Origin of the sequence: Streptomyces tuirus (assembly GCF_014701095.1) — a bacterium.
In the GTDB taxonomy this organism is placed as follows: domain Bacteria; phylum Actinomycetota; class Actinomycetes; order Streptomycetales; family Streptomycetaceae; genus Streptomyces; species Streptomyces tuirus.
This window is the reverse complement of record NZ_AP023439.1, coordinates 6,945,547-6,958,662: the sequence shown is the minus strand read 5'-3', so window position 1 is coordinate 6,958,662 and position 13,116 is coordinate 6,945,547. Positions and strand designations below refer to the sequence as shown.

Below are 13,116 nucleotides of genomic sequence, written 5' to 3'. Positions count from 1 at the left end.
CCTTAATGAGAACCGCCTTCGGCATGACCACGGTGATCAATACCGGCAGGAGCAGAGGCAATTCACAGCGAGGCGCCGCGAACGGCGCTCGCCCCCACGGGAGGGAAACTCCGATGACGACGGACACGAGAAAGAGAATCATGGCGGCGGTCGCGGTCATGGTGACATCGACGGCGCTCATGCTCGGCACACCAGGCACCGGCTCGGCCGCCCCCGCCGCCACGCCCAGTCTGCGCGCCTTCGGGATCAGCGGCGACGGCACCCTGATGGCCACGTTCACGACCGACCGGCCGCAGGTCCTCGACTGGGTCAGGGTCGTCACCGGCCTCAGCGGCGACACAGGCCTGATCGGGATCGACTTCCGCGTGCAGGACGGCCTCATGTACGGCGTCGGCAACAAGGGCGGCATCTACACGATCAAGACCCCGCCGGCCACCACGGACGTCGTGGTCACCAAGGTGTCCCAGCTCCAGTACGCCCTGCACGGCGCCAACTTCGGCGTCGACTTCAACCCGGCGGCCGACCGCCTGCGCGTGATCAGCGACAACGGCCAGAATCTGCGGCACAACCTCAACGACCACAGCACCGTCCAGGACCAGAACCTCACCACCCCGCCGACCGAGGGCACGACCAAGGGTGTCTCGGCCGCCGCCTACACGAACAACGACCTCAACGCGGCCACCGCGACGACGCTCGTCGACATCAACACGACCACCGACCAGGTCGTCCTCCAGTCCCCGGCGAACAACGGCACGCTCGCCCCGACCGGCAGCCTAGGAATCGACGCCGGAATCAACGCCGGCATGGACATCTACAGCACCCTCTCGGGCGGGAAGACGGTCGACAACGCCGCCTTCGCCTCCCTCACCCCGAACGGCGCCGGCACCCCCTCGCTGTACAGCGTCAACGTCTTCACCGGCCAGGCCACCTCCATCGGCCAGTTCCCGCTGAACATCACGGACCTCGCCATCTCCCTCACCGGATCCTGATCCCCGTCTCTCACCGGATCCTGATCCCCGTCCCTCGCCGCGGCCCGGTCACCGCCGGCCCGCGGCGAGGCTCCGGCACCGGGGCAGGGAGGGCGTGCGGGCGTGAGCCGCGTCGCATCGCCAGGGATGAGACTTGCTATGCAACGAGTTGCATAGCACGATCGCCGTCATGGCGCTCGAGCACGCGATCCTGGTGTCGCTCCTGGAGAAGCCGGGCTCCGGCTATGAGCTGGCCCGGCGTTTCGAACGGTCCATCGGCTACTTCTGGACCGCGACCCACCAGCAGATCTATCGCGTACTGAAGCGCATGGAGAACGACGGCTGGGTCGAAGCCCGGGACATCCCCCAGCAAGGACGGCCGGACAAGAAGGAGTACTCCGTCGCCGACCTCGGCCGGGCCGCGCTGTCCTCGTGGCTGCACGACCCGATCGAGCCGGAGAGCGTCCGCCACGACCTGGCGGTGAAGATCCGGGGCGCGGCCTTCGACGCCCCTGCCGCCCTGATCCGCGAGGTGGAGCGACACCGGCAGGCGCACCGGGACCGGCTGGCGCACTATCTGGCAGGCGAGGAGCGGGACTTCACGGGGCCCGGAGCGGGCACGGCCACTCCAGAAGCGCCGCCGGACGCGGAGCGGGAGCTCCAGCACGCCGTACTGCGCGGCGGCATCGCGTACGAGCGGATGATGATCGGCTGGCTGGACGACGTGCTCGCCACGCTGGCCCGCTTCGACCCGGGCCACTGACCGCACTCCACCCCACCGGCCCCGCCGCTCCGGCCGCCCACCTCTCGATTCCCATCCGCCCACCAGCCGAAAGAGGTCCTCCATGGCCGACCACCTGCTCTTCAACCCGCGCACGTACGACCCCGCGCACTTCGACCCCGAGACACGCCGCTTGCTGCGTGCCACCGTCGACTGGTTCGAGCAGCGCGGAAAGCGGCAGCTGATCGAGGACTACCGGACGCGGGCGTGGCTCGGCGACTTCCTCTCCTTCGCCGCGAAGGAGGGCCTGTTCGCCACCTTCCTGACGCCGTCGTCCAGTGCGGGTGAAGAGGAGCCGGACAAGCGGTGGGACACCGCCCGTATCGCCGCGCTCAACGAGATACTCGGCTTCTACGGCCTGGACTACTGGTACGCCTGGCAGGTCACCATCCTCGGCCTCGGCCCGGTCTGGCAGAGCGACAACGCCGCCGCCCGCGTCCGCGCCGCGGAACTCCTCGCGCAGGGCGAGGTGTTCGCGTTCGGCCTGTCCGAGAAGGCCCACGGCGCCGACATCTACTCCACCGACATGCTGCTCGAACCCGACGGGGACGGCGGCTTCCGCGCCACCGGCTCCAAGTACTACATCGGCAACGGCAACGCCGCCGGACTCGTCTCCGTCTTCGGCCGCCGTACCGACGTCGAGGGCCCCGACGGCTATGTGTTCTTCGCCGCCGACAGCCGTCATCCGGCCTACCACCTGGTCAAGAACGTCGTCGACTCCTCCAAGTTCGTCAGCGAGTTCCGCCTGGAGGACTACCCCGTCACGTCCGGCGACGTCCTGCACACCGGCCGCGCCGCCTTCGACGCCGCCCTCAACACGGTCAACGTCGGCAAGTTCAATCTGTGCACCGCCTCGATCGGCATCTGTGAACACGCCATGTACGAGGCCGTCACCCACGCCCACAACCGCGTCCTCTACGGCCGCCCCGTCACCGCCTTCCCGCACGTGCGGCGCGAGCTGACCGACGCATACGTCAGGCTCGTCGGCATGAAGCTGTTCAGCGACCGGGCCGTCGACTATTTCCGCTCCGCCGGCCCGGACGACCGCCGCTACCTGCTCTTCAACCCGATGACGAAGATGAAGGTGACCACGGAGGGCGAGAAGGTCATCGACCTGATGTGGGACGTCATTGCCGCGAAGGGCTTCGAGAAGGACAACTACTTCAGCCAGGCGGCCGTGGAGATCCGTGGCCTGCCGAAGCTGGAGGGCACGGTCCACGTCAACCTCGCGCTCATCCTGAAGTTCCTGCGCAACCACCTCCTCGACCCGGCCGAGTACCCGGCTGTGCCGACCCGTCTCGACGCGGCCGACGACGACTTCCTGTTCCGGCAGGGACCGGCCCGGGGCCTGGGCTCGGTGCGCTTCCACGACTGGCGCCCGGCCTTCGAGGCGTACGCGCATCTGCCCAACGTCGCTCGCCTGCGTGAACAGGCCGATGCGCTCTGCGAGTTCGTCGCCACGGCCGCCCCCGACACGGAGCAGAGCCGCGACCTCGACCTGGTCCTCTCGATCGGCCAGCTCTTCGCGCTCGTCGTGCACGGGCAGCTCGTCCTGGAGCAGGCCGGCCTGACAGGACTGGACGAGCACGTACTCGACGAACTCTTCGCCGTCCTCGTACGGGACTTCTCCGGCCACGCCGTCGAACTGCACGGCAAGGACTCGGCGACCGAGCAGCAGCAGGAGTGGGCGCTGGCAGCGGTGCGCCGGCCGGTCGTCGACGAGGCGCGTACGGGGCGCGTCTGGCAGCGGGTCGAGGCGTTGTCCGGCACGTACGAGATGGCGCAGTAGCCGCGCCGGAACGATCCCGGTGGCCGGGCCGCGGCCCGGCCACCGGCCCGCCACGGCACTGCTGGTTGGCTGCGCGCTGTGTACCGAGACGCGGTGCGGCCTCGGCCTGGCGTTGCCGCGTACCGCCGGGAGCCGCAGGGCCCCGGCCAGCATGGTGGCCCGCCGCATAGCCACGCCCCGAACTATGTAGTCCCACCACATGTGCCGCTGACCTGCACGTTCCTACCGTGTGCGAACACCCACCCGTCCCCACCGCACACGAGGAAGTGGCGCCCCATGGCCTCCGCAGCAACCGTTCCCCCACCCCAGGGCAACCTCAAGCGCATCGTCGCCGCGTCCCTCATCGGCACCACCATCGAGTGGTACGACTTCTTCCTCTACGGCTCCGCCGCCGCGCTCGTGTTCAACAAGCTGTTCTTCCCGGACTCCGACCCGCTCGTCGGCACCCTGCTGTCGTTCCTGACGTACGCGGTCGGATTCGCCGCCCGGCCGCTGGGCGCGCTGGTGTTCGGGCACTACGGTGACCGGCTCGGACGCAAGAAGCTGCTGGTGCTGAGCCTGCTGCTGATGGGCGGGGCCACCTTCGCCATCGGGCTGCTGCCCACGTACGCCTCCATCGGGACGGCCGCGCCGGTGCTCCTCACCATGCTCCGGCTCGTCCAGGGGTTCGCGCTCGGCGGCGAGTGGGGCGGTGCCGTGCTGCTGGTGTCGGAGCACGGGGACGCCCGGCGGCGCGGGTTCTGGGCGTCGTGGCCGCAGACCGGCGCGCCGGCGGGGCAGCTCCTCGCCACCGGTGTGCTGTCGCTGCTCACGGCCCTGCTGTCGGACGCCGCGTTCGGCAGCTGGGGCTGGCGGATCCCGTTCCTGCTGTCCGGCGTACTGGTGATCGTCGGTTTGTGGATTCGTCTGTCTGTCGATGAATCGCCGGTCTTCAAGGAGGCGTTGGCGCAGGCCGAGGCCCGCAAGGCGGACGGCGCGGCGAAGGCCGAGAAGCTGCCGCTCGTCTCCGTGCTGCGGCACCACTGGCGTGATGTGCTGGTCGCCATGGGCGCGCGCATGGCGGAGAACATCAGCTACTACGTCATCACCGCGTTCATCCTCGTCTACGCCACCACCTCGGCCGGCGTCTCCAAGCAGACCGCGCTCAACTCGGTACTGATCGCCTCGGCCGTGCACTTCGCGGTGATCCCCGCCTGGGGCGCGCTGTCCGACCGGATCGGCCGCCGGCCCGTCTACCTGATCGGTGCGGTCGGAGTGGGGCTGTGGATGTTCCCGTTCTTCTCGCTCATCGACACCGGCGGCTTCGGCAACCTGATCCTCGCCGTGACGATCGGGCTGGTTCTGCACGGGGCGATGTACGCACCCCAGGCCGCCTTCTTCTCCGAGATGTTCGCGACGCGCATGCGCTACTCCGGTGCGTCGATCGGCGCGCAGTTCGCCTCGGTCGCGGCGGGCGCGCCCGCACCGCTGATCGCCACCGCGCTGCTGTCCGGCTACGGCAGCTCCACCCCGATCGCCCTGTACGTCATCGCCGCCGCCGTGCTCACGGTCATCGCGGTGGCGGCGGCCAAGGAGACGCGCAACCGGGACCTGGCCGACGTCGCGGTTCCCACTGGCCCGGGCGCGGACCGGACAGCTGCCGCCCCGGAGGACGCCCGCACCGTCTGACCCTCCGGGAGCACCGGTCTACGGCCCCCGTACGCGGACTGCGTACGGGGGTCAGTGCTGTGCCGGGGCCGACAACCGGTGCAGGCGCAGGGCGAGCTGGATCTCCAGGGCCCGGGCCGGGCTCTGCCAGTCGTCGCCGAGGAGACGGCCGACGCGCTCCAGACGCTGGGCGACCGTGTTCACATGGACGTGCAGTTCGTCCTTGGTGCGGGCCGGACTCATGCCGCAGGCGAAGTACGCGTCGAGGGTGCGCAGCAGCTCCGTGCCACGCCGCCGGTCGTAGGCGACGACCTGGCCGATGGTGCGGTCGACGAAGCCGGGGATGTCGCGGTCGCCGGCCAGGAGCAGTCCCAAGAAGCCGAAGTCCTCGGCGGCGGCACCGTCCCCGGCGCGGCCGAGGACCCGCAGGGCTTCGAGACAGCGGCGGGCCTCCCCGTAGGCCGTGGCCACGGTCTCGGGGCGGGTGGCGAGGTCCTCGGCGGGTGCGGAAGCGCCGACGGTGACCGGTGCGTGGACCGCCGTGCCCAGATGCCGGGCGGCGCGCCGGGCCAGGTCGGTCGCCGTGTCGCCGGCGCCGAGCGGCAGCAGCAGGACGGTGCCCCCGTCGCGCGCGGCGGCCAGACCGTGCCTGGTCGCGGCCAGATGGGACGCCGCCGCTGCCAGGCGTCTGCGGGCGTCCGCCTCCTGGTCGGCGTCGGCCGCGGTGCCCTCCAGTCGCGCGGCCAGCACCACGTGGAGCGCGTCCAGGTCGGCGTGCAGCCGGACGGCGCGCTCCCGCAGCAGGCGTGGATCGCGGTCGCGGGCGTCCAGCAGGTCGTCCAGGAGCTCACCGCGCACACGCTGTTCGGCCTCGGCGGCGGATCTGCGGGCCAGGAGCAGCAGGGAGGTGACCATCGCGGCGCGCTCCAGAGTGCGCTGGTCGACGGGGTCGAGCCCCGGGTGCCCGTGCAGGACCAGCGCGCCGAGCAGTTCGCCGCCGGCGGCCACGGCGGCGATCCAGTCGTCCTCGTGCAGCACCGCGTGCCCTTCCGCGCCGGACTTCTCCAGGGCGCCGGCGGGTGCGGCGGCGGCCTCGGCGAACTCCACCGTGCCGTCGAGGATCTCGGAGACCGCGGCGGCCACGTCGTGCACCCCGCCGCCGCGCAGGACGAGTTCGGCGAGCCGGTCGTGCACGTCGGAGGCGCGCTCGATGACGCCGCTGCGGTCGCGGATGATCTCGTTCGCCCGCTCCAGGCCGGCGAGGGCCGACCGGGTCTCGGCGAGCAGGTTGGCGGTGTCGATGGCCGCCGCGGCGAGCGCGGCGAAGGACCCGAGCAGGGCGATCTGCTCCCGCTCGAAAACCCGGGCGCGGCGGTCCGCGGCGAACAGCACGCCGATGACGTGGTGCCCGAGCGTCAGCGGCACACCGAGGATGGCCACCAGCCCCTCGTCCCGCACACCGGCGTCGATGCTGAGCGTGTGCTGGAAGCGGTCGTCCTTGAAGTAGTCGTCGGTGACATAGGGGCGGGCGGTCTGGGCGACCAGGCCGCCGAGCCCCTCCCCCATGCCGAGCCGCAGCTGCTGGAAGCGGGCCGCGACCGAGCCCTCCGTGACGCGCATGTAGGTGTCGCCGCGCGCGGTGTCGTTCAGGCTGAGGTAGGCGACGTCGGTGCCCAGCAGCGAGCGGGCGCGCTGCACGATCGCCTGGAGCACGGCGTCGAGGTCGCGCAGCCCGGCGAGGTCGTGGGCGGTCTCGAACAGCGCGGACAGCTCGGCCTCACGCCGGCGTCGCCCCTCCAGCTCGGCGCGCACGCGCAGGGCGAGCGGCTTGGCCTGTCGGAGCGCGGCGATCCACTCCGCCGGGCGCCCTTCGGCACGCGCGAGCAGCTCCGGCTGCTCATAGGCGTCGGCCGAGGCGCCCCGGGCGAGGAGCTCGAGGAACGGCATTTCGGCGGACTGCACGTGATCGCTGGACATGCTCACAGGATTCACCATGACCGGCCGGTCCCGTCAGCCCTGTGGACAACTCCCCGGGGCGGACGGAAAGCGGCTGCTCAGTGGGCGGTCCAGCCACCGTCGAGCACCAGCGAGGTGCCGGTCACGAAGGAGGCCTGGGGACTGCACAGGTACGCCACCGCCTCGGCGACCTCATCCGGTTCGATCAGCCGTTTGACGGCGCTGTCCTGCAGCAGCACCTCGGACAGCACCCGCTCCTCGGGGATGCCGTGCGCCTGGGCCTGGTCGGTGAGCTGCTTCTCGACCAGGGGTGTGCGCACATAGGCGGGGTTCACACAATTCGAGGTGACACCGTGGGGCGCGCCTTCGAGGGCGGTGGTCTTGGACAGTCCCTCCAGACCGTGTTTGGCGGCCACATAGGCGGACTTGTAGGCCGAGGCGCGCAGGCCGTGGACGGACGACACGTTCACGATGCGGCCCCACCCCTGCCCGTACATGTGGGGCAGGGCGCCGCGGATGAGCCGGAACGGTGCCTCCAGCATCACGGTGAGCACCGTGTGGAACACCTCGGGCGGGAAGTCCTCGATGGGGCGGACCAGTTGGAGTCCGGCGTTGTTGACGAGGACGTCGGTGCCCGCGGCAGCGAGTTCGGCGGCGTCCAGGTCGGTGAGGTCGAGGACGTGCGGCTCCACCGTGCCGGCGAGGCCGCGCCCCTGGCCGGCCAGGGCCTCAAGGCCCGCGGTGTCCCGGTCGACGGCTCTCACCTTGGCCCCGGCGGCAGCGAGCCGCAGCGCACAGGCTCGGCCGATGCCACCGGCGGCGCCGGTGACGAGCGCGGTGCGGCCGCCCAGGTCGAGCGGGGAGGCGTGGGGGGCCGGGAGGGCACGGGGCGCGGTCATGGCTCGACCCTAGGCAGCGCCCCTCCCCCGCCCCATGTGGTCAAGCCCCATAGTTCACAGGGAAGCAGTGGGTTCGAACCATGTGGGGGCGTCCGACAGGGCCTGCTTGATCCGGAGCAGGTCGAACTCGTCGAGTCCGGAGGGCAGCGCGTCGACGTCGAACCAGGCCACGTCCAGCGACTCGTCGTCGTTGACCTTCGCCTCACCGCCGACGGCACGGCAGCGGAAGGTGATGTCCATGTACTGGCAGGTGTCGCCGTTCTCGTAGGTGACGGGCTGCAGGGCCTGGACGAGGACGACCCGTTCGGCGACGCACCGTACGGCCGTCTCCTCGTAGACCTCCCGTACCGCGCAGGCCGCGGGCTGCTCCCCCGGGTCGGGGATGCCGCCGAGGACGGACCACGCGCGGGTGTCGGCGCGGCGGTTGAGCAGCACTCTGCCCTCGTCGTCGAAGACGAGGGCGGTGACCCCGGGAAGCCAGAGCAGCTGATGACCGGCCGAGGCACGGAGCGTGCGGATGAAGTCGGGAGTAGCCATGCCGTCGACCCTAATGGGCCGCTTCCGGCGCCCTGGCGCGATTGAGGCGGCGTGCGAACGGCGTACGGCTACACGTCACCGGCGCGTCGCCCGCGCAGCCCGGCGCCGACGGCCCAGCCGAGTCCGCCGGCCGCGACCAGCACGAGGGCGATCTCCGGCAGGATGCCGAGCCGGGTGGCGGGGGTCTGCGAGGACCGCAGCGGAACCTTCTGCACCAGGGAGTCGGCCACGAACATTCCGGTCTTCTGGGTGATCCGGCCGTCCGGCATGATGATCGCGCTGACTCCGCTGGTCACCGGCACCGTCACGGTCCGGCTGTGCTCGACCGCCCGCACGCGGGACATGGCGAGCTGCTGGTAGGTCATCTCGCTGCGGTCGAAGGTGGCGTTGTTGCTGGGCACGGAGATCAGCTGGGCGCCGTCGGTGACCTCGGAGCGCACGGTCCAGTCGAAGGCGGCCTCGTAGCAGGTGACGAGGCCGACCTTGGCGCCGTCCATGGTGAACACGCCCGGCTTGGTGCCCCGGCTGAAGTCCTGGCGGACCATCGCCGTCCAGTTCTCGTTGATCGCGCCGATGAGCGAGCGCAGCGGCAGGTACTCGCCGAAGGGCTGGATCTGGCGCTTGTCGTAGGTGTCGACGGGGCCCTTCGCCGGGTCCCACAGGATCTGCTCGTTGTACAGCTTGCCGTCCCGTTCGACGACGCCGCCGACCGAGATGGGCGCGCCGATGGACCGGGCCGCCGTGTCGATGACGGCACGGGCGTCGGGGTTGGCGAAGGGGTCGATGTCGGAGGAGTTCTCCGGCCACAGCACGAAGTCGGGTCGCGCGACCTTGCCGGCCCTGACCTCGGCGGCCAGACGTTCGGTCTCGCGCGCGTGGTAGTCGAGCACGGCCCGCCGCTGGGAGTTGAAGTCGAGGCCGGCGCGGGGCACGTTGCCCTGGATCACCGCGACGGTGGCCCGGCCGTCCTCGGCGGTGTCGCTGACCAGCGGCCGGGCCGCGACGGCGGCCACGACCGGGACGGCCAGGCTGATGAGGCCCATGGCCGCCGCGGCCCGGCGGACCTCACCGGTGCGCCGCCACCGCACGGTGAGCCGGACGACCTCGTACAGCCCGAAGCCGCACAGGACGACGGCGAAGCCGAGCACGGGAGTGCCCCCCACCGCGGCGAGCGGCAGGAACACTCCGTCCGCCTGGCCGAACGCGATCTTCCCCCAGGGGAAGCCGTTGAACGGCGCACGCGCGCGTGCCGCCTCGCCGGCGATCCACACGGCTGCCGCCCACAGCGGCCAGCCGGGCAGTTTCGACACGGCCGCGACCCCGGCGCCGACCGCGGCGACGAAGAGAGCCTCGATCGCCACCAGGGCGAGCCAGGGCCCCGGCCCCACCTCCACTCCGGTCCACACCAGCAGCGGCAGCAGGAAGCCGAGGCCGAAGAGGTAGCCGAGCCCGAGTGCCGCCTTCCAGCCGCGGCCGTGCAGCACCCAGCCGAAGACGGCGAAGGCCGGAAGGGCCAGCCACCACAGCGTGCGGGGCGGGAAGGAGACGTAGAGGAGCAGGCCGGAGAGGGCGGCTGCGGCGGCCGGGACGAGACGTGCCAGCCGCTGGGCCCACGTCCGCGCCCGGGGCGCGATCCGCGGCTTCAGCTGGTCCGATTCGCCGACGGAGGTTGCGGTGACGGTCACTCCCGGAGTCTAAGGCGCGTGACCTTGGGGCCGACAGCGCCGGTGGGCGTGACGGGCGTCCTGTTCATTTCGTCATGACACATCCTCAAACCGTCCACAAGCGGCTACGGTGTGCCAAGCCTCAGTCGTACGGCCCGTGGCGGCCGGTGCGGCCGGGGTCGTCACAGGTCGGGGGCTTTGGTTGCGCCGGGGGGCGGGCGGGGTGGGTTCCAGTGGGGTGACGTCCGCGTCCGGGCCGGACGCGGACGGCGAGAGACGAATCGTTTCTGACGCGGCGGGGGTCGCGGTGCTGGGCGCCTGCGCCGCCTGGTCCCTGATCACGGCGGCCGTGCACGACGGCAGGCCGGAGGGGGTTCTCCTGGCGGTGCTCGCGGTGGCCGCCGGGTACGCCGCCGGGCGGATCGGCGGGGCGCTGCTGCCGGTCGGGGCGCCCTTCGCCGGGGCGCTGGCCGGCATCGCGCTGACGGTGGCCGTTCCGCACCTTGCTCCGGGCCCGCAGATCGCCGCGCCTCTCGGGCATGCCGGGGCCACCGCCGCCGTACTGACCTTGTCGGCCGGGGCCGCGTGCTGTGCGGCCTGGGCCGCGCAGGTTCCGGCCGTTCGCCTCGCCCTGCGCCTGCTGGCCGCGGGGACGGCGGTGCTGGCGGCCCTGCTCGGCTCGGCCAGCGGCCTCGTGACCTGTCTCGCGGTGCTGGTGTGCTCGCTGGCCGCCGGCCACACCCGTCACCGCGGCGCCGCCATGGCCCTACTGGGCGTGGTCGCCGCCCTGGTGACCGGTCTGATCTGGGCGGTCGCCGCGCGGGCCGTCCCGGGCGGGTTCGTGGCGGCTCTGGAGGGGCGGCTCACGCCGCACCGCGTGCGGTTGTGGCATGACGCCTGGCGTCTGCTCGGCGACGACGCCGCGCTGGGGGCGGGCCCGGGCCGCTTCGGGGAGCTGAGCGCGACGTCCGCCCAGTCGCTGCTGTCCGACGGCAAGCCGCACTCGGCTCCCCTGCAACAGGCGGCGGAACAGGGGATCGTCGGGGTGGCCCTGCTGGCGGCGGCGTTCGGCTGGGTCCTGTACGCGCTGTGGCGCGGCCCGCGCCCGACCCCGGTGGCGCTCACCGCGGGCGCGGCCCTGACCGCGCTCGCCGCCATCGCCGCCATCGGCAACGCGCTGAGCTTCACGGCGGTGTCGGTGGGGGCGGGCCTGCTGGCGGGCATGGCCACGGCACGCCCCCTGGCCGACGAACCGGCGGGCCGCTCCCCTGACACGCGGGCACGCGGCGCGGGACGCACTGCGGCGCGGTGACCGGCCCGATGCCCGGTCCGTGGTCCCCGGCCACCGGGACGGCCGGCGATCACAGTCAGTGATCACTGCCGTCGATCACCGCGGGTGACGAACGTCCGGTGGGTCAGTGCGCGGGAGCGCCCGGCTTGGTGGGACGCAGCCGCGCCTCGATCACCCGTACGGCCGCCTCCGCGTCGTCCACGGTGATCGTGAAGGTGTGCCCGTCCCACAGCTCCAGCTCGACACCCTCACCTCGTCGCACCACCACCGCGGTGCCCTTCTCGGGCCGCCAGCGGTAGCCCCAGCCACCCCAGTGGCGCGGGGTGACATGGGAGATGTACGTGGCGCCGACCACGCTGGAGAGCGGGATACGGCGGCGGGGAACGCCGATGTGGCCGCAGCGCACCTCGAGGTGGTCCTCGTCGACCCGCAGGGCGACGTGCACGAACGCGAGCGTTCCGAAGAGGACCAGCAGTCCGGCGGCGATGCACCCGACGACGGCCATGACCAGCGGGGCGACGCCGGACGTCCACGCGGAGTCGACGGCCAGCTCGATGCCGAGCGCCATGCAGGCGGCGCCCACGAGCGCCAGCAGCCACTGCACCCGGTTGGTGGCACGGCCGGTCCACACGACCGTGTGCGGCTGGGGGGCGTTCTCCCCGTGGCGGTGGTCCCTCATGCCTTGAGGGTACTCAGGATTCGCTCCGCTGGTACCCCGTGGCGGAGCGTGACTGCGCCGGGTGGGCGTCAGGCCGATCCGGCCCGGCGGGTGACCGTCGGTGACGGGTGGCGGTCAGCGGGCGGGGGTGACCGCCTGCAGCAGACGCCCTTCGGCGTACGCCAGGGCGGGGGCGGGCAGCGTGCCCTCGCGTCCGCTGAGCAGCACGGTGAGCGTGCCGTGCGGGGCGGCTCCCGGCGCGGGCTGCTCGCCGAGCCGGCGCAGGGCCTGGGCGGCCACGGCTCCCGCGGAGCCGTGCAGCACGAGGGGCACGCGGCCGGGGCGCTGGACGGCGGTGCGGATGCGCTCGGCGACCAGTTCGTAGTGGGTGCAGCCGAGGACGACGGTGGTCACGTCGTCCGGGGTGAGGGCGGCGGCCGCGGACACCGCCGCGTCGATCGCCGCCTCGTCCGCGTGCTCCACGGCCTCGGCGAGACCCCAGCACGGCACCTCGGTGACGGGGACACCGCCGGCGAAGTCCCGGATCAGACCCTGCTGATAGGGGCTGCCCGTGGTGGCCGGGGTGGCCCAGATGGCGAGGTGCCCGCCGCCGGCCGCGGCCGGCTTGATCGCGGGGACTGTACCGATGACCGGGATGTCCGGTTCGAGGCGGGCGCGCAGGGCGGTGAGGGCGTGCACGGTGGCGGTGTTGCAGCCGACGATCAGGGCCTCGGGGCGGCGCGCGGCGGCGGCCTCGGCGACGGCCAGGGCGCGCTCGGTGAGGTCCTGCGGGGTGCGCGGGCCCCAGGGCATGCCGTCGGGGTCCAGGGAGAGCACGAGATCGGCGTCGGGGCGCAGCCGCCGAACCGCGGCGGTGGCCGCCAGCAGACCGATTCCGGAGTCCATGAGCGCGATCTTCACCCGAT

The 13,116-nt window shown here is 72.3% G+C and carries 11 protein-coding genes; 5 read left to right on the top strand and 6 right to left on the bottom strand.

Features of this window, described 5'->3' with window-relative positions; all coding sequences use genetic code 11:
• Positions 1 to 113 precede the first annotated feature (113 nt).
• The 4 genes from IGS69_RS31580 to IGS69_RS31565 all read left to right on the top strand — a co-directional run bounded on the left by IGS69_RS31580 (position 114) and on the right by IGS69_RS31565 (position 5,206).
• Positions 114 to 989 (top strand): DUF4394 domain-containing protein, encoded by an 876-nt coding sequence (locus tag IGS69_RS31580; RefSeq protein WP_385863841.1) that lies wholly within the window; start codon positions 114 to 116, stop codon positions 987 to 989.
• 169 nt (positions 990 to 1,158) lie between these two features.
• The gene (locus tag IGS69_RS31575; protein WP_190903870.1) at positions 1,159 to 1,731 is read left to right on the top strand and encodes a PadR family transcriptional regulator; all 573 of its coding nucleotides are present in this window, start codon (positions 1,159 to 1,161) and stop codon (positions 1,729 to 1,731) included.
• A gap of 82 nt (positions 1,732 to 1,813) precedes the next feature.
• Positions 1,814 to 3,538 (top strand): acyl-CoA dehydrogenase family protein, encoded by a 1,725-nt coding sequence (locus tag IGS69_RS31570; protein WP_190903869.1) that lies wholly within the window; start codon positions 1,814 to 1,816, stop codon positions 3,536 to 3,538.
• A 276-nt stretch (positions 3,539 to 3,814) separates the two neighbouring features.
• The gene (locus tag IGS69_RS31565) at positions 3,815 to 5,206 is read left to right on the top strand and encodes an MFS transporter (protein WP_190903868.1); all 1,392 of its coding nucleotides are present in this window, start codon (positions 3,815 to 3,817) and stop codon (positions 5,204 to 5,206) included.
• Positions 5,207 to 5,257: 51 nt separating this feature from the next.
• On the opposite strand, the gene IGS69_RS31560 is transcribed toward IGS69_RS31565, so the two are convergent.
• The 4 genes from IGS69_RS31560 to lnt form a co-directional block, all read right to left on the bottom strand.
• On the bottom strand, positions 5,258 to 7,162 hold the full coding sequence (locus IGS69_RS31560; RefSeq protein WP_190903867.1) for a helix-turn-helix domain-containing protein: 1,905 nt from the start codon (positions 7,160 to 7,162) through the stop codon (positions 5,258 to 5,260).
• Positions 7,163 to 7,239: 77 nt separating this feature from the next.
• Complete coding sequence (locus IGS69_RS31555; protein WP_190903866.1) at positions 7,240 to 8,040, bottom strand: 3-hydroxybutyrate dehydrogenase; 801 nt, start codon at positions 8,038 to 8,040, stop codon at positions 7,240 to 7,242.
• A 54-nt stretch (positions 8,041 to 8,094) separates the two neighbouring features.
• Positions 8,095 to 8,577, bottom strand: coding sequence for an NUDIX hydrolase (locus tag IGS69_RS31550; RefSeq protein ID WP_190903865.1), 483 nt, complete (start codon positions 8,575 to 8,577; stop codon positions 8,095 to 8,097).
• A gap of 68 nt (positions 8,578 to 8,645) precedes the next feature.
• Positions 8,646 to 10,262, bottom strand: a complete 1,617-nt coding sequence (gene lnt, locus IGS69_RS31545; protein ID WP_190903864.1) for an apolipoprotein N-acyltransferase — start codon at positions 10,260 to 10,262, stop codon at positions 8,646 to 8,648.
• A 217-nt stretch (positions 10,263 to 10,479) separates the two neighbouring features.
• Between lnt and IGS69_RS31540 the strand changes: the two genes are divergently transcribed.
• Complete coding sequence (locus IGS69_RS31540) at positions 10,480 to 11,553, top strand: O-antigen ligase family protein (RefSeq protein ID WP_232543688.1); 1,074 nt, start codon at positions 10,480 to 10,482, stop codon at positions 11,551 to 11,553.
• Positions 11,554 to 11,656: 103 nt separating this feature from the next.
• On the opposite strand, the gene IGS69_RS31535 is transcribed toward IGS69_RS31540, so the two are convergent.
• Both IGS69_RS31535 and IGS69_RS31530 read right to left on the bottom strand, forming a co-directional pair.
• Complete coding sequence (locus IGS69_RS31535) at positions 11,657 to 12,211, bottom strand: hypothetical protein (RefSeq protein ID WP_190903862.1); 555 nt, start codon at positions 12,209 to 12,211, stop codon at positions 11,657 to 11,659.
• Between the two features lie 114 nt (positions 12,212 to 12,325).
• Positions 12,326 to 13,111, bottom strand: a complete 786-nt coding sequence (locus tag IGS69_RS31530) for a glutamate racemase (RefSeq protein WP_190903861.1) — start codon at positions 13,109 to 13,111, stop codon at positions 12,326 to 12,328.
• Between the last annotated feature and the right edge of the window lie 5 nt (positions 13,112 to 13,116).

Coding starts and splice junctions, on each gene's coding strand:
- IGS69_RS31565 (WP_190903868.1), top strand. CDS start 3,815: ATGGCCTCCGCAGCAACCGTTCCCCCACCCCAGGGCAACCTCAAGCGC.
- IGS69_RS31570 (WP_190903869.1), top strand. CDS start 1,814: ATGGCCGACCACCTGCTCTTCAACCCGCGCACGTACGACCCCGCGCAC.
- IGS69_RS31580 (WP_385863841.1), top strand. CDS start 114: ATGACGACGGACACGAGAAAGAGAATCATGGCGGCGGTCGCGGTCATG.
- IGS69_RS31550 (WP_190903865.1), bottom strand. CDS start 8,577: ATGGCTACTCCCGACTTCATCCGCACGCTCCGTGCCTCGGCCGGTCAT.
- IGS69_RS31575 (WP_190903870.1), top strand. CDS start 1,159: ATGGCGCTCGAGCACGCGATCCTGGTGTCGCTCCTGGAGAAGCCGGGC.
- IGS69_RS31560 (WP_190903867.1), bottom strand. CDS start 7,162: ATGTCCAGCGATCACGTGCAGTCCGCCGAAATGCCGTTCCTCGAGCTC.
- IGS69_RS31555 (WP_190903866.1), bottom strand. CDS start 8,040: ATGACCGCGCCCCGTGCCCTCCCGGCCCCCCACGCCTCCCCGCTCGAC.
- IGS69_RS31535 (WP_190903862.1), bottom strand. CDS start 12,211: ATGAGGGACCACCGCCACGGGGAGAACGCCCCCCAGCCGCACACGGTC.